We start from the raw sequence: 21,484 nt of genomic DNA, 5'->3' as shown, positions 1-21,484 counted from the left end.
TCTATGTTTAAATTAGATCCTATTAAAAAGATGAATGAAGAGGAAAGACTAAAATATATGAATATGCTATTAAAATCCCAATTGAGTTCAGAGAAAGATGATATAGCCAATTTATCTAATGCATCAGCTATTATCATGGCCTGTGTAGAAAGGCTAAATTGGGCTGGATTCTACATATTAAGAGATGGAGAGCTAGTTTTAGGACCATTCCAAGGCCTTCCTGCTTGTAATAGGATAGGAATAGGTAAAGGAGTATGTGGAACAGCTGTAAAAACAAAAGAAATCCAATTGGTTCCAGATGTTCATCAATTCCCAGGACATATTGCTTGTGACGAAGCTTCTAATTCTGAATTGGTCATCCCAATTATTAAGGAAGATAGGGTTTATGGAGTACTAGACTTAGATAGTCCAGAAAAAGGTAGATTTACAGAATTAGAGAAGGAATACTTTATAAAATTTGTGAATATTTTAAACGAATACATCGATTGGAACAATGTTTAGTCAATAGAAAAAGGTGGTAGTCCTAGGCATACTTATAAAGAACAGCATTTTCGGCTCCAGATTTGGCCAATATCACGATAAGGGAAAAATAGGTTTGTAAACTTGCTTCGCTCAAACAGTACAAACCTAGACAATTTTTTCCCTTAGTTGGATACTTTTTGAATCTTTAATTGGAGGTGGTGTTCTTCTCAAATATGTTGTGACTACCACCAAGTTTTGATATTTATATATAGATAATTCACAATTTATAAACACAAGTGTCACTGTTGCGATTCGAAATGCATAATTTGTGTAGATGAGCTACACATTACTCTATTTTCCTAACCTCAACAATCTCTTGTATTACATCATATTCGTCATGGAATACGGGTCTATCTAAATATTCCATCTCCCCTTCTTGATTATCATAGGGGTCTTGCCTTAAGAATTTCTTTTTTGGATAGAAATTGTAATGGAATTCAGAATTGGCTACCATCCTAAAGGGATCTACATGTCCAAAATAGAAATTCCATCGCTTTTCATTCTTATTTCTAAGCCCACTTCCACCGAAGGAAGGGTCAGCAAACAGCCAGCCATAAGGTTCAATATAAAACTCTGCCCAGTCATGACAGCCTATATAATTAGGATTTACTACCAACCCAGATTGCCATCTTGCAGGGATTCCAACTATTCTACATAGGGTAATAAATAACATGGCTTGAATGCCACAATCTCCTTTTAGATTATAAGCTGCATATTCAGGAACATTGATAATGGCGGCATATTGTCTAACATAGGAGTATTGAACATTTTTAGTTATATAGTCGTAAATTTTCCTAGCTTTAACCAATGGGTTGCTTTCACTGCCAACAATTTCTTTAGCTAACTCCCTTAGAAAAGGAGAAAATCGAATATGGGGTAGATACTCTTCTGTATAAAAGGTTGGCTGATTTTCAGAAACCTTAGCTTTCTCTAGTTTCCTATATTTGATATAGCTTTCATAGGAATATTCAACGGTAAACTCATCGTCACCTTTGACAATCTCTTCAAAAAAAATGGTTCTTTGAGGGTGTTCTTCGTAGGAGATAGCCTTTGGTTCATGGGATGTGCTAATTATATTAATATTTTTTATCTGTTGAGCTTTTCTTGGTATAGGCAAGTGGACTAATATTTTTTCTCCTTTTCTAGCCAAATTCCTTTTTAGTTTTAAACCAGTTTTAACATGGAAGAAATATTTAACTTCACCTTTATTCATTATTTCATCTATGGTTTCATCAAGTATGCTAGCTGGTTCTTCTATAGGCTCAAGAAGCCTAGACTTTAAAGTAGGATGGACTCTTAAGGAGTTTTGTAAGAATCTCTTATGAAGGGTAATTTTACCATCTATGTAAATCCAATCAGCATATCTATTATCCATTAAATATTCCAATTCTTCCTTGGTAAAATTCTTTATTTTGCTTTCTGCTAAAGATAGGGCTTCATCAAAGGTATATATGTAATCTTGTTTAAGCCTTCTAATTCTATCTTTTTCAAAGTTAAGCCTGTCCTTTAATATTTCGGGGATATTCCTTGTCATATATAGGTTAATCAATTCTAGTGCCTTTGAATAGTGACCATATATGACTAACCGTTCTACATCTTCTGGTAAACCTACCATTAAGGACTCCAATTTATTCATTAATAACCCTCCAAATATTATATTTTTATATATTATATAGAAAATTAGCAGAAAATAAAAGTATATATGCTAGAAAAGGCTTTTATCTTTAATATCGAAGAAATAGTGCTAAAATATCGATTGATTTTTTGTATATTATATGATAAATTGAGCATATATAGTGTACTGACCAAAGATGAAACACAATATATTGAGATTGGAGGGGGATTATGCTTAAGGTTGAAAAAAGAAATGGTATGATAGTTGACTTTGATGGGAAAAAGATTATTAATGCTGTATGCAAAGCTATGGTAGAGACGGAAGAAGGGATAGATGAGGGAATAGCAAATAAGATAGCCCAGGAAGCCTACGAAACCTTTAAGGACTTAGATATAGTACACATCGAAAAGATTCAGGACTTCGTAGAAGTACAGCTGATGAAATTAAGACCCGATGTAGCTAAAAAATATATTCTATATAGGGAAGAAAGGGCAAGGCTTAGAAAACATGGTTGGGATATGACCGATCTCCAAAGGGATATCTATGAGAAGAAGTATAGATTTGAAAACGAGAGTTTTGATGAATTCCTAACCAGGGTAAGTGGAGGAAATAATTATATAAAGAAGGCCATTAAGGATAAGAAGTTCATGCCGGCAGGAAGAATATTGGCTGGAAGAGGAATGGATAAGTACGGCAAAAAGATGACCTTGAGCAATTGTTATGTAATGCCTAAGGTAGAGGACAATATAGAATCTATATTTGATACTGCAAAATATATGGCCCGAACCTATTCCTATGGAGGTGGAGTAGGCTTAACTTTATCCAAACTTAGACCTAAGGGAGCTAAAGTAAATAATGCAGCTAGTACTACTACGGGGGCAGTTTCCTTTATGGAATTATATTCTCTAGTTACTGGGTTAATAGGTATGAGGGGAAGGCGAGGAGCTTTAATGCTTAACCTAGATTGCAATCATCCAGATATTGAGGATTTCATAAATGTTAAAAACGACCTAAGCAAGGTCAGATTTGCAAATATATCTGTAAATGTGACCAATGAATTTATGGAAGCGGTAGTTGATGATAAGGAATATGAACTGTATTTTTATGTGGAGGCTACAGGGGAAGAAATTAGAAGAAGAATAAGAGCTAAAGATCTATTCAGGAAGATTGCAAAAAATAATTGGAATATGGCGGAGCCAGGAATGCTTTTTATAGATAGAATAAATTCATGGCATTTGATGAGTGAAGATGATACCTTTGAATTTGCAGGAGTTAATCCCTGTGCTGAAGAAACTTTACCTCCTTTTGGAAGCTGTAATCTATCCTCAATAAACTTAAGCGAATTCGTCAAAAACCCATTTACCGCTAAAGCCGAATTTGATTATGCAAGGTTTAAAGAAATGGTTAGGGAAGGGGTAATATTCTTAAATGAGGTATTAGACGAAAACATGAATCTTCATCCACTACCTCAGCAAAGAGAGATGGCAAGGGAATTAAGACAAATTGGTCTTGGACTTATGGGAGTTGCTGATATGTTCATTAAAATGGGTATTAGATATGGCAGTCAAGAATCTTTAGATTTAATTCATAAAATTGGGAGGGTATTGGTAAATGAAGCATTAAGACAATCAGCCCTATTAGCTAAGGAACATGGACCATTTCCAAGATATAGAAAAGAAGCAGTATTAAAATCCCCGTTCTTACTTTCTAATGCAGATGAGGATGTATTAGACCTTATTGAGAAATATGGGTTGAGAAATAGCCAACTGTTAACTATTGCACCAACGGGAAGTATTTCCACATTAATAGGCTGTAGCAATGGTTTAGAGCCTATATTTCAAATATCATATACTAGAAAGTCTGAGTCCTTGCATCATGAAGACACCTATTATAAAGTATTTACACCAATAGTGAAAGAATATATGGATAGACATGGCATTTCAAGAGAAGAAGATTTGCCCGATTTCTTTGTAACCACATCTAACTTAAATTATAGGGAAAGGATAGATATACAAGCAGCTTGGCAGCAATATATAGATGCTAGTATTTCTTCTACAGTAAATGTTCCCAATGAATTTACCGTAGAAGAAGTGGAGGATTTATATATATATGCATGGGAAAAAGGATTAAAGGGAATTACAATCTATAGAGATGGTTGTGCAAGAGAAGGGATACTTATAACGGATAAGAGCAAATTATCTAAATTGGAAAGGATCGAGAGGTTAAGAAAGGAATTAGATGAATTATTGGTAGAACAATTAAAGGAAGATCCGGATACCTGTCCTATGTGTGGAGGCAAACTAATTCATAGTGGTGGGTGCTCCGAGTGTCAAGATTGCGGATATAGCCCTTGTTCTATTTAAAGATAATGGCCAGCTATTTGGTAACAAGGTTGTAAAAGCCAAATGGCTGGTTTTTAGTATATAGTAAGTTTTTTTATCCTTTAAAGTGTAGTATAATAAAAATAATAAAACAACTTAAAGGAGATGATTATGGTAACAATCGAAAAATTGGCTGAAATACTTGCTACTAGTAGTAAAGAAGCCGAAAAACTTTTGATAGAACCTTATGTGGATGTTTTTTTTCAAAGGGAAAGAATCTCACCTAAAGGAGATGGAATTATATCTAATAATTCTTGGATAAATCAATTCTATCAAGAAGATAATCTAATAGTAATGAAAAAGCTTTTAGAAGAAGGGTATATGGGGAAAATAGACCTAATCTACATAGACCCACCCTTTTTCACTAAAACCAAGTATAATAGTAAAGTATTTTTATACCATGAGGAAGGAGAAGACATAATAGAGTATTTTGCCTATGATGATACTTGGGAAGATGGGCTCTCTTCTTACCTTAAAATGTTATGTACTAGACTATTTTTAATGAAAGAGCTACTAAGCAATAAGGGAACTATATACGTCCATTTAGACTATAGAACTGTTCATTATGTAAAAATTATAATGGATCAAATATTTGGAGGAGAAAATTTTCTAAATGAAATAATATGGGCATATAAATCTGGAGGCGTGAGTAAACGATATTATTCCAGAAAACATGATAATATATTGGTTTATACAAAGGGTAAGAATTATATATTTAATCCTCAAAAGGAAAAGTCTTATAATAGAGGTTTTAAGCCTTATGGTTTTAAAGGGGTTAAGGAATATAAAGATGAACTAGGCTGGTATACCTTGGTCAACTTAAAAGATGTGTGGCAAATTGATATGGTAGGCAGGACCTCAAAAGAAAGGGTAGGTTATGACACCCAGAAGCCAGAAAAGCTTTTGGAGAGGATAATACTAACATCCTCTAGTGAAGATTCATTAGTAGCAGATTTTTTTGCAGGTAGTGGAACCACCGGAGTGGTCGCAGATAGACTCAATAGAAAGTGGATAATGGCTGATATGGGTGCCCAATCCTCCTTGACCACAGTGAAAAGATTAGTTGAGAATAATTCCACTCCTTTTTACATATATAAACCCAATATAAGAGAAGAGAAAGTAGGAAAATTATGTTTAAAAAGAATAGGAATTGAAAAAAATAAAGGAATTAATGGATTACATATAGAGTTGGATAGATATGAAGTGGATTTAAGCAAAATCAATATAAAAGATAAGGATAGAGAGCGTATAAATGAGATATGGACGAAAAATTCCCTATCATTATTGGACTTTATTGGTATCGATACAGATTATAAAGGCAATTCACCAAATTTAAGATGGCAGTACTATAGAAATAATAAGCGAAATTTAGATTCTATTATTAATATAAAAATCGATGAAATTAAAGAAGGCCAGAAGATATTTATTAGGTATGTGGACGTTTTTGGTAACGACAACTTCATGATATATAAAATTGGCAATGACAAAACCATTTTAAATGTATTGAACTAGAATTAGAATGTAAAAGCTATTTGGAAAGGGTTGATACTTTGTCATACAAGAAGATCATAGAAAGAGCAAACGATAGGCTTATGGCCATGGCTGAGCTAACGGAGGATAGCTATTTTAATAAAATACCTAAAAATAAGATAGGTTATTTCATCAATGAATCCATTAAAATAGGTATTGAAACCGCCCAAAAATTTATGGGAAAATATAACTCTCTAGAGGAGTTCTGTGAAGATAAAAAGGTTAAAATAGAATTGGATACAGATGAATATGGCTTTGAAATGATAAAGCTTAGGGGAAAATATAATGAGGAAAAGGAAACTATCATAATGTATCATAATTCTATAAAGAGGATGGAAATAGCCTATAATGAATTGGGAATTAACTTTTTAAACTACGATACCATCTATAAGATATTACTAGCCCATGAAGTGTTTCATCTTATAGAAGTCAAGGAAATTGGGAAGACCTATGAAAAATTAGAGGATATCAATATATTCAAATTAGGACCTCTCAAAAAATTCTATCCCATAGTAAAAACCAGCGATATAGGAGCAAATATTTTTGCTAAAAAGTTTTTAAACATATCCTATCACCCTAAGGTGCTTAACTACCTCTATATTTGGGGAGCAGGAATTATAGACAAGAATAAGTTAATAGATTATTTTGATGAGCTAGATCAGAAACTGAATAAATCTCATTTAAACAGCAGCTTAAAATAAGCACTAACCCAGTAGACTGAGTAATCTACTGGCTTTATATTTTTTAGAATATTGTTGGAAGGCTAAGATAAATAAAATTGGCATCAATTGGGAATTGAGATTATAAACATGTAATATATAAGCTTATGGGAGTCTGGCACTATTTCTTATAAAGATATTGTGCTCATCGTATTTGGCAAACATTTCTTCCTCATACTTTGAGGCTGTATTTTATTCTATATAAATTTATACTGCTAAGTAGGGTAAATGACCCCCCTATTCCAAGTAAACCGCTTATAGTTATTCTTACATTATTCAAATTTACTATTTTTCCAAAAGTTAATCCAAATATTACGATAATAATACCTGCTATTAGGAAAATAGTATTAGTACTTTTACTTTTTTTTATACTAATTCTTCAATCTCCTCATAAATAAAGATATCTTCAATTTTTTTATAAAAATATCTTGCAATTTTAAAGGCTAAAATAAGCAATGGATTATATCTTTTATTTTCAATTGAGCTGATAGTTTGACGAGATATCTTTAATCCTTTGCTAATTTTTCTTGTTTAATACCTCTTTCTTTTCTTAGTTTCTAGTAAATTGTTTTTCACAATTTATAGTTCCTTTCAAATGATGTAATGCGATCTTTACATTTATAGCATATCAATTGTACCAACAAATATTAAGTTTGTTTTATAAAACAGGAAAGTTTAAAAATATTGATTGCTGGCGATAAAATTTTATCCATCTTTAGGGTTATTTTAGGGTATGATATGTATTAGGAATTAAAACTGGGATGAAAGGATGATTTGATGACAAGAGTACTAGAAGGATTAAAGCCTGAAAGGGTTTTTTACTACTTTGAGGAAATTTCTAAAATTCCTCGCTGCTCCTTTAAGGAGGAGAAAATAAGCAATTTCTTAAAGAAATTTGGAGAAAGCCATAAGCTTGAAACCTATCAGGATGGAGCCTTAAATATAATCATCAAAAAGCCAGGGACAAAAGGATATGAAAACAGCCCTACAGTGGTGCTGCAAGGCCATATGGACATGGTATGTGAAAAGGAAGATGAAGTGAACCATGACTTTTCTAAAGACCCTATCAAGCTAAAGGTTGAAGGCGATTTCGTAAAAGCCCAAGGTACTACCCTAGGAGGAGATAACGGCATAGCTGTGGCCATGGCCCTAGCTATATTAGAATCGGAAGACATACCCCATCCTCCCTTGGAAGTACTTATAACTAGCAATGAAGAATCGGGAATGGATGGAGCTAAAGCTTTAGATCCCAAATTAATCAATGGAAGGATATTAATAAATATTGATTCAGAAGAAGAAGGGGTTATTTTGGCAGGCTGTGCTGGTGGGGAAAGAAATAAAGTAAGACTTCCCATAAGCTGGGAAGTTTTAGATTTAAAAAATAAAGCAATATACTCCATTACCGTTTCCGGACTTTTGGGAGGGCATTCTGGGATGGAGATTGATAAGGGAAGAGGGAATGCCAATAAAATAATGGCAAGGGCTTTGTCCTTTATAAAAGATGAATGCGATTCTTTATGCTTAGCACATATAGAAGGAGGCTCTAAAGCTAATGCAATACCAAGGAATGGAAATGCCATAATAATTTTTGAAAAAGAAAATGAAGACAGAATTTTAAAGGCCATAAAAGCTGTAAATGAGCTAATTCAAATGGAATTAAGAAATACGGACCCAGATTTTAAATTAATAGTGGAAAGGGTAGAAACTAAGATTGATAAAGTGTTATCAGAGGATACTTTTAATAGGCTTATATCTATGCTGACTTTAATTCCAACTGGAGTTGAATCTATGAGTAGGGAAATAGAAGGTTTAGTGGAAAGCTCATGTAATTTGGCTATAGTAAGAATAGAAGAAAACGAAATTATAGTAGAGTCCTCTATAAGGAGTTCAAAAGAAGTATTGAAAAGCAATATTAGCAAGCAAATAAAAACGGTAGCAGATATAATAAGAGCTGAGTGGGAAAGCTATGGTTCCTATCCTGCTTGGGAGTATAAAGAGGATTCTAAGATACGAGAAATATTTGAAAAGGTTTATAAAGACTTATATGGTACCGATATAAAGGTTACAGCCATCCATGCTGGATTAGAATGTGGCATATTTGCTGAAAAAATCCCTGATATGGATATGATATCCTTTGGTCCAAATATGTACGGAGTACATACACCAGATGAAAAATTAAGTATTTCTTCAACTGAAAGGGTTTATGATTTATTATTAAATGTATTAAAAGAGATAAAATAGTTAAAAATTATATATACATTTTAAATAATATAGTATATTATTAGCATATAGCCAAATAATTCCTTGAAAGGAGAATAAATATGACCAAAAATTATGATGAAAACCATTGCTGCAACCATGAAGGCTGTGATCATGATCACCATGAGGATATTATCTATCTCACTTTGGATGATGGTACAGAATTAGAATGTGAAGTTATTGGACTATTTGAAGTAGACGATGTTGAATACATTGCCCTGGCGCCAGTTGGTGATGATCAAGTATTTCTATACCGTTATGAGGAATACGAAGATGGATTTGACCTGATTAATATCGAAGATGATGAAGAATTCGACATAGTATCAGAAGCTTTTTATTCTCTCTTTGTTGATGACTTGGATGATGATTTTGAATATGATGACGAATTATATGAAGACTATGACGAAGAGGATGAAATATAGGTTCTTTTGAGCCTATATTTTTTTCTTTTTAGTTGGGCTAAATCTGGTATAATTAAACTAAGTATTTAGTAGAGGTGAATGTACAAAATGTATAAGCTAATTGCTATGGATTTAGACGGCACTTTACTTGATGATAGTAAAAATATTTCACAGGATAATATAGAATTGGTTGTAGAATTAATAGATAAGGGGTATGAAGTTGTAATTGCAACTGGCAGAAGGTATTGGTCTGCTAAGCAATTGGTAAAAGATATAAATAGGCCTTTGGTGATTTTGGCTAACAATGGGAATATTGTGAGGACTACAAAGAATGATAGTATAATAATCAAGAAATATTTGGATTTAAACGATTTTAGGACCTTAATTCAAGAAGGCAAAAATAGGGGGTTACATCCTATAGTTCATGTAGATGGATTTGAAGAGAACATAGACCTTATTATCGAAATGGATAAAACCAATGAAAACTATAATAATTATGTACCCAAGGGAGAAGAAAGATATAGGAAAGTAGAGAGTTATTTGGAAATGGAAGAGGATAGAATATTAGCAGTAGTCTATGCTGGAAGAAAAAAAGAGCTGGAATCTTTCCATTTGGATATAAATGATAGGTATCCCAACCGATATAACTCTCATATAATGGAAAATATTGCAATAGCAGAAGCACTATTGGAAATAATGAATCCGTTAGGTAATAAATGGTTAAGCCTATCTGAATATGCTAAAGAGCAAGGGATATCTTATGATGAAATTATTGCTATTGGTGATGATAATAATGACATTCAAATGATAAAAAATGCAGGTTGTGGCATAGCCATGAAAAATGCTTCTGAAGGAGTTAAAGAAGTAGCAGATATCATTACGGAAAAGGATAACAATGAATCGGGAGTAGCTTATGAATTGAGGAAAATTTTAGATCTTTAGGAGGGGAGTATGTCAAAATATAATTTTACTTTAAAAGAAACCGATGGGAAGGATATTTCCCTAGAGGATTTTAAAGGTAAAAATGTGGTATTATATTTTTATTCAAGAGATAATACAGCAGGTTGCACCACTGAAGCTGTTGAGTTTCGAGATTTGTATGATGAGTTTCAAAAATTGAATACGGTTATACTGGGTATAAGTAGGGATAGTTTAAAATCTCATGCTAAATTTAGGGAAAAGCAAAATATACCCTTTCTTCTTTTAAGCGATCCAATGGAAGAAGTCCATAATCTATTTGGAGTTATGAAGCTAAAGAAGATGTATGGAAGGGAATATATAGGTGTAGAACGGTCTACTTTCGTATTCGATAAAAGTGGGAAATTGGTAAAGGAATTTAGGAATGTTAAGGCTAAAGGTCATGCTGAAGAGGTATTATATTTTATAAGGAATGAATTGGAATTCTAAGATTGATTAGATAAGACAAATAATTAGAAAGGTGGAATAAGTGGAAATAACTGTATATAACGTTTATTCAAAATATCTAATGAAAAGGTTTGGTGAAAAGGTATATAAACTCCCTATAAGTCTTCCCCTTACCTGTCCTAATAGGGATGGATGTGTAGGAAAAAGAGGATGCATTTTTTGTGGGGAAGAGGGAGGTTCCTTTGAAAATCTTCCTAATATCCTTTCTGTTAGGGAACAGGTGGAAAAGAATAAGGAGTATATTAGCAAAAAGTATAAGGCTCGAAAATTTATTTCCTACTTTCAAAGTTTTACTAATACTTACTTGCCTTTTGAGAAATTCAAAAAGTATATTGAAGAATCCATGATAGAGGGAGTAGTGGGAATATCCATATCCACTAGACCCGATTGTATTAACGATAAGTATCTCGAATATCTAGCCCTTATTAAAGAGGAATGGGATATGGAAATAACCTTGGAATTAGGACTACAAACTGTAAATTACCATACATTAAAGAGGATCAATCGAGGACATTCCTTAGCTGAATTTATAGATGCTGTAATCCGATGTAAAAGATATGGGATTAGGACTTGTGTTCATCTAATATTGAATCTTCCTTGGGATAATATGGAGGATGTAATTGAAAATGCAAAGATTTTATCTGCTTTAGCTGTAGATGAAGTAAAATTACATGCTTTATATATAGTGAAAAATACTGAATTAGGAAAGATATATGAAGAAGGTAAAATAGAATTAATTTCCAAGGAAGAATATAAGGAAAGGGTAATTACATTTTTAGAGTATCTTGATGAAGATATAATAATTCAAAGGATTATTGGAAGAGCTCCTGAAGAAGATACAATATTTGTTAATTGGAATGAAAGCTGGTGGAAGATAAGAGACGAAATAGTAGAGGAGATGAAAAAAAGGAATACAAAACAGGGAACTAAATGCAATTATTTAAATGGGAAAGCCTTAAGAGGAAAAGATTTAAAGTATTAAGGCAGGATGTTTCCTGCCTTAATCTCTATCAGTGGATGGATTGAGTGTTGTTAGTGTTTCCAGGCCTAAAGGTTGCACAATCTGTTTCTTCGGTTGAGCTAGCATTTCTAGGTTGAATTTCTATTTTTGCAGCACTACATTGGTCACCGGAAACATAATAATGGCAGGTATTTACAACACATTTTACTCCTTCTAAAGGTTCATTATTTTTCTCTACACGCATGTTTACATTCTCTCCTTTATTTAAAATATAATTTATTTTGACTATAATTAGTTTGTGATTTTATAAATGATTTATACTTAAAAATCTATTCAAGGAGAATACTATGAGTAAATTTGAAAGATTAGATAAAATTTTATCCCATATGGGATATGGGAGCAGAAAAGATGTAAAGAGGATAATAAAGGAAGGTAGGGTATTAATAAATGGTGAAGCAATAGATAAGAATGATTACAAAATCGACCCATATAATGATAGTATAGTAGTAGATGGAATAGAAATAGAGTATAGAAAATATATTTATATTATGATGAATAAGCCAAAGGGTGTAATCTCATCAACTTTTGATCCAATAAATAGGACTGTAATAGATCTTCTAGAAGATGAATACTTGAGTTTTAATCTCTTTCCTGCAGGAAGGCTGGATAAGGATACAGAAGGATTATTGATTTTAACTAATGATGGGAAATTGGTCCATGAATTATTATCACCTAAAAAGGGAGTGGATAAGACTTATTATGTGGAGGTAGAAGGATTTGTTGATGAAAAACATATAATTCAATTTCAAGAGGGCCTAATATTGGAAGATGGATATAAAACATTACCTTCTAGATTGAAAATATTAGAACCAGGCTTTATTTCTAAGGTAGAATTGACTATCAAAGAAGGAAAATTTCATCAGGTGAAAAGGATGTTCAAAGCATTAAATATGGAGGTGGTTTATCTCAAAAGAATTAAGTTTGGCCCAATAGAACTAGATAAAAGCTTGAAATTAGGTCAGTATAGGGAATTAATAGAAGAAGAAATTAAATTACTGAAGGAAAAAAAATAAAATTGTGATATAATCAATTAAAAGCTTTAATTTAGATAGGGTGTTATAATTGGCACAGTTTAAAAGAAGGGGATTATTTGAAACTTTTTTTCAAAATAGGACTTCCCTGATAATCCAATATACAAATGGGGATATTTCTAAAAAAGAATTTTTGGAGTATAATTTTAACTTTGTGCAATCAATGAATATTAAGCCCTTTTCAAAAATCGATAGCTTTGAAAAAGGTATGTATAACTATCAATACTATAATGTATTAGCTAAGTATTATATTATGCTATCCAAGGATATAAAAAAGTTTAGAAAACATGATAAATACCATATTCATTATAAAAATATTGGTAATGAATACTATCACTTAAAGGATAAAGCAACCTTGGAATTATTGCGATTTTTGGAATTTAAGAATGTGGAAGCCTATTTTATTCAGGTAGAGTCTAAGTATTTACAGGATAAACTATACGAAATCGTATTACTAGATTATAAAGATGCTATATTCCATTCAACCAGTTCTTGGTTATTGGATATATTAAAGGAGGAAGGGGTTTTTATTGATGAGAAAAAAAAGTCACTTATAGATGAATATATCAACGAAAAATATTAAAATAGCAGCAAAAGCTGCTATTTTAAGATTGTAAAGATTCTATATGGGAAGTATTATTTAGTTAATTTTGGATGTACCCTTAGAAAGGAGATAAAAATGGAGTTTACAAAAATGGAAGCTGCGGGCAACGATTTTATTGTATTTAATGGATTTAAGTATAGAATTGAAGACTATGGGAGTTTAGCAAAACGATATTGTCATAGACATTTTTCCGTAGGAGGAGATGGAATACTAGTTTGTGAAAAATCGGATGTGGCTGATATTAAAATGATTTATTATAACTCCGATGGTTCAGAAGGGGAAATGTGTGGAAATGGAATAAGGTGTTTTTCTAAATATGCTTATGAAGAAGGATTGGTAGATAGAGAGGTATTTCAGGTAGAGACTTTAGCTGGGATTAAAACTATATGGCTGGAAACGGATACAAGAGGTTTAGTAAAAAGCATTAGAGTAAACATGGGAAGGCCAAATTTCAATCCAAAAGATATTCCTGTAAACATGGATAGGGATAAAGTGATAGAAGAAGCTATTAATGTAGATGGGAAGGATTTTGTATTTTCTGCAGTTCTTCTAGGGGTTCCCCATTTGGTCATATTCATTGATTACGTAGATAATATAGATATAAATGGGATTGGTAGTAAATTAGAGAATCATCCCCTGTTTCCATCAAAAATCAATGTAAACTTTGTAAAAATAGTAGATAAAAATAACATAGACATATATACTTGGGAAAGGGGGGCTGGAAGAACTTTAGGATGTGGAACTGGTTCCTGTGCCAGTGTGGTTGTAGGAAACTATTTAGGGAAATTGGGGAAAAAAGTCCATGTTAAAACTGAAGGTGGAGAATTACAAGTGGAACTAGGAAATAATGGAGAAATCTATATGAAAGGTGGTGCTAATAGAATATGTGATGGAAGGTTTTTAATTTAAATTGGATAATATGTAAGTTTTGGGCTATATATTGAAGGATTATAGCCTTAAAGCAATTTGGGATTATCAAATCAGTAATTATTTGCAATGTAAAACTACTAGAAATAGGAGGTATCTGTATGACAGAGACTAAAAAGAGTTTTTGGACTTATTATAGGTTTCCCATTATATTGTTATCATCTATAATAATAGGCAGTATAATAGGCCTTATTATGGGTGAAAAAGCCTCTATTTTTAAACCCTTTGGAGATATTTTTTTAAACATCATGTTTACAATAGTAGTACCATTGGTGTTCGTAACCATATCAAGTGCAGTATCCAGTATAGTAGACATGAAAAGGTTAGGTAAAATTATAGGAAATATGCTTTTGGTATTTATGGTTACTGGACTTATAGCTTCAATAATAATGATAGTTGTAGTGAATGTATATCCTCCTGCTAAAGGAGTAAATATCGCTTTAGAGGCAACAGAGGAGATAGCTCCCTTGAAGACGGGAGAACAAATAGTTAAGGCTATAACGGTTAGCGATTTTCCCGAATTAATATCTAGGAGGAATATGCTTCCATTGATAATATTTTCGATCTTCTTTGGGATATGTATTAGCTTATTAGGGGAAAAAGCAAAATCTATTTCAGATTTATTAAATCTATTGTCCGATGTATTCTTAAAAATGGTATCCCTTATTATGTACTATGCACCTATTGGTTTGGGAGCCTATTTTGCAGCGTTAATAGGGGAATTTGGACCTGAACTATTGGGTTCCTATGCAAGGGCCATGGTTGTTTATTATCCAATTTGCATTCTGTACTTTTTTATTGCCTTTTTCTTCTATTCCTACTTTGCTGGTGGAATGGAAGGAGTTAAGGTTTATTTTAAAAACATATTTCCCGTAGCAATTACTTCAATAGCAACCCAAAGTAGTATTGCTACAGTACCCGTAAATTTAAGTGCAGCAAAGAGAATAGGAGTACCAAAGGACATTAGAGATATTGTAATTCCCATTGGGGCTACTGCCCATATGGATGGCTCCTGCTTGAGTGCCATATTAAAGATATCATTTTTATTTGGTATATTTGGCATACCCTATAAAGGATTGGGAACTTTTATAACCTCCATAGTAATTTCTGTATTAAGTGGAGTGGTAATGTCAGGAGTACCCGGTGGTGGATTAATTGGAGAAATGCTAATAGTCAACCTATATGGATTTCCCCCAGAAGCCTTTCCAATTATTGCAACCATTGGCTACCTAGTAGACCCACCAGCCACTATGATAAATGTAACAGGAGACACAGTGGCTTCCATGATGGTAACAAGGATTATCGAAGGAAAGGATTGGCTGCAAAAGAAGCTAACCAAAGGAGAAAAAGCATAATAATAAGGATGAAGGTTTTGCCTTCATCCTTATTTTGTTAGGATTCCTATTATATCTTCTATAGAAAGACCTCTTTCTATTTCGTACTCTCCAGATTTTAACTTTGTTTCCATCTTTAATTCAATAACTTTATTTAAAAATTCATTCTTATTATTGATTAAACCATTAGCTACCAGAATATCACCTATTTCTGGAGGTAAAGTCCCTGAAGGGATAGTTATCTTTACCAACTCCTTAATTTCCTCTGCATCTATATTATTCTGCCCATTGTCACCTGTGTTTTTATTTCTATTATCTATAACATCATTATTTGGATTTTCTTCAATGTCAGTATGTCTATTCTCATCATCCAGATTGTTTTCAATCTCGTTGGTAGGCTTATTTACAATGTCATCAACAGCGTCCTTAGCAAACAACCCATCTAATCGCCAATTTATTATTAGTACAACCGTTACAATTATGAAAACCATTACTATGTAATCAATACCATCGTATAGCAGATCCTTTAATTTTTCAATAAAGTTTTTCACAGAGTCCACCTCTTTTAATCCGTTTTATATGGAGAATATGTTTTCTTATTTTATTGTTTATAATATAATTATAACATAAGAAATAGAAAAAGGTGAGGAAAGTTTGAAAGAGTTAAATATTAGCAAGAATGATAGTGGTCAAAGAATAGATAGATTCTTAAAAAAATACCTATCTAAAGCACCATTAAGTTTTATTTATAAGATGATTCGAAAGAAAAATATTAAATTGAACAACAGCAAAACTACTCCTGACACAATAATCTATGAAGGAGATACCATACAGTTATACTTATCCGATAATACTATAGAAAAATTCATAGAAAAAGATCAAATGGATAAAAGTTCTTTAAGGCTCAACATAATCTATGAAGATGAGAATATAATTTTGATAAATAAGCCAGTGGGGATTTTATCTCACTCTGCTAATAAGGAGTATGGTAACAATATAGTAGATGGTATGGTTCATTACCTTTATAAAAAGGGAGAATACTGTCCTAGGATTGAAAAGACTTTTACCCCAGCTATTTGTAATAGGTTAGATAGAAACACCAGTGGGATAATTATAGGGGCCAAAAATTATGGAGCTTTAAAGCTAATCAACCAAGCAATTAAGGATAGAAATATCGAAAGGTATTATAAAACCATAGTCAAAGGGGAAATAAAAAAAGATGGGATTATGGAAGGGTATTTGGTAAAAGATGCTGAATTAAATAAGGTGGAAGTAACCCTTGGGAAAAAGGAGGATTCAAAGAAAATAACAACGAGTATAAAAGTTATTGCCTTTTCACCCCCCTATACTTTACTTGAAGTGCAGCTTATAACGGGTAGAACCCACCAGATTAGAGCACATTTGGCTTCTATTGGCAATCCAATAATTGGAGATGTGAAGTATGGTAGCAAAAGTATTAATGAATATTTTATGAAAAAATATGGACTGAACTACCAATTACTCCATAGCAATAAAATTAAATTTAATGAAATAGGTGAACCATTAAGCTATTTAAATGGCAGGGAATTTACAGCAGAACCGGGTAAAAAGTTTACTCAGATAGAAAGAGAACTATTTGGTTTATAATGGGAATTGGAGGTAGGTAAAATGAATGAAAGGATTAAAGTAAATGTTGAAGGAAAAGGGGAATTTGTAGTAGAAAGGGGAATTAAACTAGAGGACATATCTAAACAGCTTTTTGGAAAGGATTATAAGAATTATCTAGGCGCAAGAATTAATAATCAAATATACCATCTACAGAAGAAAATTCACGAAAATGTGAATATAAAATTTTTATCCCTGAAAGATGAAGATGGAAATAAGATATATGCTAGGACCATATCTGCCATATTCATAATGGCATGCGAAGAGATATTTCCCCAATGTACAGTTAAAATAGAACATTCTATAGGGGATGGTCTTTATGCTGAATTACAAGGGGGAAAATCCATAGGTTTTAGTGAGATTGAGATGATAAAGGATAAAATGGTGGCTATAATAGAAAAGGATCTACCTATAATTAGAGAAAAGGTACCTGCAGAGGAAGGTATTGCCTTGTTTGAAAAACAAGGCTATTATGATAAGGTTAGGCTTTATAAGACATTAGAAAGGGAAGAGATTCAAATTTATAGGATTGGAGATCACATCGATGGGTTTCATGGCTATTTAGCTCCTTCTACCGGTTATGTAAGATTATTCGATTTAAAATATTATTATCCTGGGGTTATAATTCTATTTCCAAATAAGGACTCCATAGACAATATCCCTAAATTTAAGGAGCATAAAAAATTAGCAAAGGTATTTAAAGAAGCCAATGAATGGGCTAGTATATTAGATTTAGCTTTTTTAGGTTCCTTAAATGAGAAAGTATTAAATGGAGAAATTGGAGAAGTTATTCGAATATCAGAAGCCTTACATGAAAAAAAGATTGGGCATATAGCAGATGAAATTTGTAAAGATGATGATATTAATATAATCTTAATAGCGGGTCCTTCATCTTCAGGGAAAACTACCTTTGCTCAAAGGTTGGCGATACACTTAAAAGTCAATGGGAAAAGACCGATAGCTATCTCTGTAGACGACTATTTTGTGGACAGGGATAAGACTCCATTGAATGAAAAAGGAGAATTCGACTTTGAATCTATTGAGGCCATAGATTTGGAAAGGTTAAATGAAGATTTAGTAAGATTGTTGGAAGGGCAGGAGATTGAACTGCCAAAATACAATTTCATCACCGGGAAAAGCGAAAATTCTGGTGTTAAAATCAGAGTGGATAAAGATCATCCTATTATAGTTGAGGGAATCCATGGATTAAATCCCAGATTGACAGAACATATTCCGGAAAAGAATAAGTTTAAAATTTATATTTCAGCCTTAACACAGCTTAACATAGATGCCCATAATAGGATTACTACCACCGATACTCGGTTTATTAGAAGATTAGTAAGAGATAGTAAATTTAGAGGTAATGATGTATTTAGGACCTTTGAATTATGGGGAGGGGTTATTAAAGGGGAAGAAAAAAACATATTCCCATACCAGGAAGAGGCAGATGTCATGTTCGATTCAGCTTTAGTATACGAACTATCAGTTCTGAAGAAACACGCTATTCCTCTTTTAAGCACTGTGGACAATAGCAGCCTCTACTATTCGGAAGCCAGAAGATTATTACAATTTTTAAAGTATTTTATCGATATTGAAGACGAAAGCTTGATTCCACCTAATTCGATATTGAGGGAGTTTATAGGTGGTGCTGATATTAGTGTTCACTAAATAGGGGGTGATTAAGTTGAAGGAATTATTGGTTAGATTAATTGAAAAGAACCGTCCTACTGCAAATAAAGGGCAGATAGCTGATTATATACCTGCTTTAAAAAAAGCGGATCCGCGGGATTTAGGTATATGTATACTTGATATGAGTGGTAATATATGTACTGGGGGAGATTATAATAAGAAATTTACAATGCAGAGTATATCCAAAGTAGTAGCATTGATATTAGCATTGATGGATAATGGAGAAAGTATATTTAATAAGGTAGACATGAAAGCAACTGATGAACCTTTTAATTCCCTTTATAAATTAGACCTGCCCCATGGGGTTAAACCTGCTAATCCCATGATAAACGCTGGCGCCATAGTTACTACCTCTCTAATAAAGGGGAATGGAGAAGAGAAATTTAACCGATTATTGGAGTTATTGAAGAAAATTACGTCTAATAAATCGCTTAAATATAATGTGGAGGTATTCCAGTCAGAAAAGACTACAGCCGATAAAAATAGAGCTATCGCATATCTATTAAAAAATAAAGGCCTTATTGAAGAAGACGTGGAAGAAATACTTGATGTTTATTTCAAACAGTGCTCCATTGAGGTGGACTGTGTAGATCTAGCAAAAATTGGAATATTTCTTGCCAATAAGGGACGAATCTTAGAGACAAATGAAAAGATAGTGGATGAGAAGACAATAAATTACGCTTTAGCAATTATGACTACTTGTGGCATGTATGATTATAGTGGTGAATATTTATCCCATGTAGGTATTCCATCCAAAAGTGGGGTTTCTGGAGGAATTTTAGCTGTAGTGCCTAATCGATTTGGAATAGGTGTTTATGGTCCTGCTTTAGACGGACATGGAAATTCCGTAGCAGGTATGGAACTTTTGAAGGATTTATCCAATCATCTAAATTTAAGCCTATTTAGCTGAAAAAAGGTTTTATTGAACTGGGGGTATATGGGTGAAGGAAAAATGGAAAGTAATAGTCATCATTACATTGTTTTTAATAGCCTTTGTGCTTTTCAAGGTGGACCAGAAACTTAACGGAAAAGAAACGGGATATAAGTTTAATGCAGAAACTGATGAAGAGGTCAATGTTGATACACTAGAAGTTCATAAGGAAGTTGGGCTATATACTATAGAAGACCCAGAATATTGGATAGAAAGAATAGTTCAGAGTGATTTGCTTTTAATGAATTCATCAGAGATAAAAGATTATAATAAAGATAATTTTCACCAATTAGATTATCTGGTAGACATAGAAAATCACAAAGATACTATAGAAAAGACCCAATTGGAAGAAATTATTAAAATGGTGAGCAAAAAACCCGCAGAACTTAGATTCGATAGCCAAGGGAATGTAATGGATGAAGGCTATTTTAATGGGCTAATGAAGAACCTAAACCTTGAATCCATTCCCCATAAAGTGAGTATGAAGTATGGAGTAACGGTTAATAGGACGGTGTTGAGAACCTTTCCAACCTACGAACCATCCTATAAGAAGGAAGGAAATATTGAATTCGATAGATTTATGGAAACAGCCATCTATCCTTGGGAACCATTAGCAATTTATATAGAATCCGCCGATGGAGAATGGTATTTTGGAAGGATATATAATTATTTAGGCTGGATACCTAAAAAGGATGTGGCAATTGGAGATAAAGAAAATATTTTCTACTATGTAAACTGGGAGCCTTTTTTAGTTGTTATAGATAGGCAAGTAAATTTAGATGGAGTAGTTTTGGATATGGGGGTTAGGATTCCCTTAATAGGCGAAGATGAAGAGGGTTATAAGGTCTTGATGCCTATTAGGAGTGAAGAAGGAAAGTTTGAGGTTTTAGAGAAAAAACTTCCTACTTCGAAATCCTTTTACAAGGGTTATCTTCCCTACACCAAAGCAAATATTATCAAGCAGGGTTTTAAATTTCTAGGAGAGGAATATGGCTGGGGAGGAATGAATAATACAAGGGATTGTTCAGCCTTAATCATGGATATTCATAGAACCTTTGGCATAAAGCTTCCTAGAAACTCTATTGAGCAAGGTATGGACTCTCTAGGAAAGGTTTACGATAAGGGGAATTTTCCTCCTGCTAGCGTATTATATATGCCTGGGCATATTATGCTGTACTTGGGAGAAGATGAAGGAATAGGGTATATTCTACACCAAGTAGCAGGATACTACGAAGAAAGTGGGGAAGGATTAAAATACGTGGAAGCCATGAAAACCATAGTAACACCCATAACCATAAAAACATCTACTGGAAAAACCTATCTAGAAAATATTGTAATCTGTAAGGAATTTGTAAAAAAATGATAATTCCATATAAATTGAGTTATTAACTTGATAAATTAATAAATTAATTGAAAATTCATCAATCATTCAATATAAATTTATACTAGGA

The 21,484-nt window shown here is 32.8% G+C and carries 21 protein-coding genes; 17 read left to right on the top strand and 4 right to left on the bottom strand.

What is annotated here, in order from left to right; translation table 11 throughout:
- Window positions 1-3: 3 nt before the first annotated feature.
- On the top strand, window positions 4-501 hold the full coding sequence (locus BLV68_RS03990; RefSeq protein ID WP_093751129.1) for a GAF domain-containing protein: 498 nt from the start codon (window positions 4-6) through the stop codon (window positions 499-501).
- Window positions 502-808: 307 nt separating this feature from the next.
- On the opposite strand, the gene BLV68_RS03985 is transcribed toward BLV68_RS03990, so the two are convergent.
- Entirely contained in the window at window positions 809-2,158 is a 1,350-nt protein-coding gene (locus BLV68_RS03985; RefSeq protein WP_093751127.1) for a transglutaminase-like domain-containing protein, read from the bottom strand.
- A 209-nt stretch (window positions 2,159-2,367) separates the two neighbouring features.
- On the opposite strand from BLV68_RS03985, the gene BLV68_RS03980 reads away from it, so the two are divergent.
- The 3 genes from BLV68_RS03980 (at window position 2,368) to BLV68_RS03970 (ending at window position 6,749) form a co-directional block, all read left to right on the top strand.
- On the top strand, window positions 2,368-4,500 hold the full coding sequence (locus BLV68_RS03980) for an adenosylcobalamin-dependent ribonucleoside-diphosphate reductase (RefSeq protein ID WP_093751125.1): 2,133 nt from the start codon (window positions 2,368-2,370) through the stop codon (window positions 4,498-4,500).
- A 129-nt stretch (window positions 4,501-4,629) separates the two neighbouring features.
- Window positions 4,630-6,030 (top strand): DNA methyltransferase, encoded by a 1,401-nt coding sequence (locus BLV68_RS03975; protein ID WP_159428606.1) that lies wholly within the window; start codon window positions 4,630-4,632, stop codon window positions 6,028-6,030.
- Window positions 6,031-6,068: 38 nt separating this feature from the next.
- Window positions 6,069-6,749, top strand: a complete 681-nt coding sequence (locus tag BLV68_RS03970; protein WP_093751121.1) for a hypothetical protein — start codon at window positions 6,069-6,071, stop codon at window positions 6,747-6,749.
- 384 nt (window positions 6,750-7,133) lie between these two features.
- Here the strand turns inward: BLV68_RS03970 and BLV68_RS03965 are convergent, their stop codons facing one another.
- Window positions 7,134-7,247: a hypothetical protein gene (locus BLV68_RS03965; RefSeq protein WP_456154805.1), complete on the bottom strand. Its 114-nt coding sequence runs from the start codon at window positions 7,245-7,247 to the stop codon at window positions 7,134-7,136.
- 297 nt (window positions 7,248-7,544) lie between these two features.
- Here BLV68_RS03965 and BLV68_RS03960 point away from each other — a divergent pair, with 297 nt between their 5' ends.
- The 5 genes from BLV68_RS03960 to BLV68_RS03945 all read left to right on the top strand — a co-directional run bounded on the left by BLV68_RS03960 (window position 7,545) and on the right by BLV68_RS03945 (window position 11,834).
- Window positions 7,545-9,008, top strand: a complete 1,464-nt coding sequence (locus BLV68_RS03960) for an aminoacyl-histidine dipeptidase (RefSeq protein WP_093751119.1) — start codon at window positions 7,545-7,547, stop codon at window positions 9,006-9,008.
- 80 nt (window positions 9,009-9,088) lie between these two features.
- On the top strand, window positions 9,089-9,448 hold the full coding sequence (locus BLV68_RS03955) for a DUF1292 domain-containing protein (RefSeq protein ID WP_093751117.1): 360 nt from the start codon (window positions 9,089-9,091) through the stop codon (window positions 9,446-9,448).
- A gap of 87 nt (window positions 9,449-9,535) precedes the next feature.
- Window positions 9,536-10,369: a Cof-type HAD-IIB family hydrolase gene (locus BLV68_RS15670; RefSeq protein WP_200773626.1), complete on the top strand. Its 834-nt coding sequence runs from the start codon at window positions 9,536-9,538 to the stop codon at window positions 10,367-10,369.
- Window positions 10,370-10,378: 9 nt separating this feature from the next.
- Window positions 10,379-10,834 carry a peroxiredoxin gene (locus BLV68_RS15665; RefSeq protein WP_200773625.1) on the top strand — a complete coding sequence of 152 codons (456 nt, stop codon included), beginning with the start codon at window positions 10,379-10,381 and terminating at the stop codon, window positions 10,832-10,834.
- Between the two features lie 40 nt (window positions 10,835-10,874).
- Entirely contained in the window at window positions 10,875-11,834 is a 960-nt protein-coding gene (locus tag BLV68_RS03945) for a TIGR01212 family radical SAM protein (protein ID WP_093751115.1), read from the top strand.
- Between the two features lie 28 nt (window positions 11,835-11,862).
- Here BLV68_RS03945 and BLV68_RS03940 read toward each other — a convergent pair whose 3' ends face one another.
- Window positions 11,863-12,057: a DUF1540 domain-containing protein gene (locus BLV68_RS03940; protein ID WP_093751113.1), complete on the bottom strand. Its 195-nt coding sequence runs from the start codon at window positions 12,055-12,057 to the stop codon at window positions 11,863-11,865.
- A gap of 103 nt (window positions 12,058-12,160) precedes the next feature.
- On the opposite strand from BLV68_RS03940, the gene BLV68_RS03935 reads away from it, so the two are divergent.
- The 4 genes from BLV68_RS03935 (at window position 12,161) to BLV68_RS03920 (ending at window position 15,790) form a co-directional block, all read left to right on the top strand.
- A complete protein-coding gene (locus tag BLV68_RS03935) occupies window positions 12,161-12,886 on the top strand; it encodes a pseudouridine synthase (RefSeq protein ID WP_093751111.1) in 726 nt (241 codons plus the stop codon).
- 49 nt (window positions 12,887-12,935) lie between these two features.
- Window positions 12,936-13,487: a DUF6648 family protein gene (locus tag BLV68_RS03930; protein ID WP_093751109.1), complete on the top strand. Its 552-nt coding sequence runs from the start codon at window positions 12,936-12,938 to the stop codon at window positions 13,485-13,487.
- Between the two features lie 96 nt (window positions 13,488-13,583).
- Entirely contained in the window at window positions 13,584-14,417 is an 834-nt protein-coding gene (gene dapF / locus BLV68_RS03925; protein WP_093751107.1) for a diaminopimelate epimerase, read from the top strand.
- 119 nt (window positions 14,418-14,536) lie between these two features.
- On the top strand, window positions 14,537-15,790 hold the full coding sequence (locus BLV68_RS03920; RefSeq protein ID WP_093751105.1) for a dicarboxylate/amino acid:cation symporter: 1,254 nt from the start codon (window positions 14,537-14,539) through the stop codon (window positions 15,788-15,790).
- Window positions 15,791-15,819: 29 nt separating this feature from the next.
- Here the strand turns inward: BLV68_RS03920 and BLV68_RS03915 are convergent, their stop codons facing one another.
- Window positions 15,820-16,320 (bottom strand): endolytic transglycosylase MltG, encoded by a 501-nt coding sequence (locus BLV68_RS03915; RefSeq protein WP_093751103.1) that lies wholly within the window; start codon window positions 16,318-16,320, stop codon window positions 15,820-15,822.
- A 103-nt stretch (window positions 16,321-16,423) separates the two neighbouring features.
- Between BLV68_RS03915 and BLV68_RS03910 the strand changes: the two genes are divergently transcribed.
- From BLV68_RS03910 to BLV68_RS03895, 4 genes are read left to right on the top strand one after another with little or no spacing between them, the layout of a single operon-like run.
- On the top strand, window positions 16,424-17,395 hold the full coding sequence (locus BLV68_RS03910; RefSeq protein ID WP_093751101.1) for an RluA family pseudouridine synthase: 972 nt from the start codon (window positions 16,424-16,426) through the stop codon (window positions 17,393-17,395).
- 21 nt (window positions 17,396-17,416) lie between these two features.
- A complete protein-coding gene (locus BLV68_RS03905) occupies window positions 17,417-19,081 on the top strand; it encodes a nucleoside kinase (protein WP_093751099.1) in 1,665 nt (554 codons plus the stop codon).
- 16 nt (window positions 19,082-19,097) lie between these two features.
- Window positions 19,098-20,012, top strand: a complete 915-nt coding sequence (glsA, locus tag BLV68_RS03900) for a glutaminase A (protein ID WP_093751097.1) — start codon at window positions 19,098-19,100, stop codon at window positions 20,010-20,012.
- Window positions 20,013-20,043: 31 nt separating this feature from the next.
- Window positions 20,044-21,396: an SH3 domain-containing protein gene (locus tag BLV68_RS03895; protein ID WP_093751095.1), complete on the top strand. Its 1,353-nt coding sequence runs from the start codon at window positions 20,044-20,046 to the stop codon at window positions 21,394-21,396.
- Window positions 21,397-21,484 lie beyond the last annotated feature (88 nt).

Source organism: Tepidimicrobium xylanilyticum (assembly GCF_900106765.1).
In the GTDB taxonomy this organism is placed as follows: domain Bacteria; phylum Bacillota; class Clostridia; order Tissierellales; family Tepidimicrobiaceae; genus Tepidimicrobium; species Tepidimicrobium xylanilyticum.
This window is presented reverse-complemented; position numbering and strand designations above follow the sequence as displayed.

Coding starts and splice junctions, on each gene's coding strand:
- BLV68_RS03990 (WP_093751129.1), top strand. CDS start 4: ATGTTTAAATTAGATCCTATTAAAAAGATGAATGAAGAGGAAAGACTA.
- BLV68_RS03985 (WP_093751127.1), bottom strand. CDS start 2,158: ATGAATAAATTGGAGTCCTTAATGGTAGGTTTACCAGAAGATGTAGAA.
- BLV68_RS03980 (WP_093751125.1), top strand. CDS start 2,368: ATGCTTAAGGTTGAAAAAAGAAATGGTATGATAGTTGACTTTGATGGG.
- BLV68_RS03975 (WP_159428606.1), top strand. CDS start 4,630: ATGGTAACAATCGAAAAATTGGCTGAAATACTTGCTACTAGTAGTAAA.
- BLV68_RS03960 (WP_093751119.1), top strand. CDS start 7,545: ATGACAAGAGTACTAGAAGGATTAAAGCCTGAAAGGGTTTTTTACTAC.
- BLV68_RS03955 (WP_093751117.1), top strand. CDS start 9,089: ATGACCAAAAATTATGATGAAAACCATTGCTGCAACCATGAAGGCTGT.
- BLV68_RS15670 (WP_200773626.1), top strand. CDS start 9,536: ATGTATAAGCTAATTGCTATGGATTTAGACGGCACTTTACTTGATGAT.
- BLV68_RS15665 (WP_200773625.1), top strand. CDS start 10,379: ATGTCAAAATATAATTTTACTTTAAAAGAAACCGATGGGAAGGATATT.
- BLV68_RS03940 (WP_093751113.1), bottom strand. CDS start 12,057: ATGCGTGTAGAGAAAAATAATGAACCTTTAGAAGGAGTAAAATGTGTT.
- BLV68_RS03935 (WP_093751111.1), top strand. CDS start 12,161: ATGAGTAAATTTGAAAGATTAGATAAAATTTTATCCCATATGGGATAT.
- dapF (WP_093751107.1), top strand. CDS start 13,584: ATGGAGTTTACAAAAATGGAAGCTGCGGGCAACGATTTTATTGTATTT.
- BLV68_RS03920 (WP_093751105.1), top strand. CDS start 14,537: ATGACAGAGACTAAAAAGAGTTTTTGGACTTATTATAGGTTTCCCATT.
- BLV68_RS03905 (WP_093751099.1), top strand. CDS start 17,417: ATGAATGAAAGGATTAAAGTAAATGTTGAAGGAAAAGGGGAATTTGTA.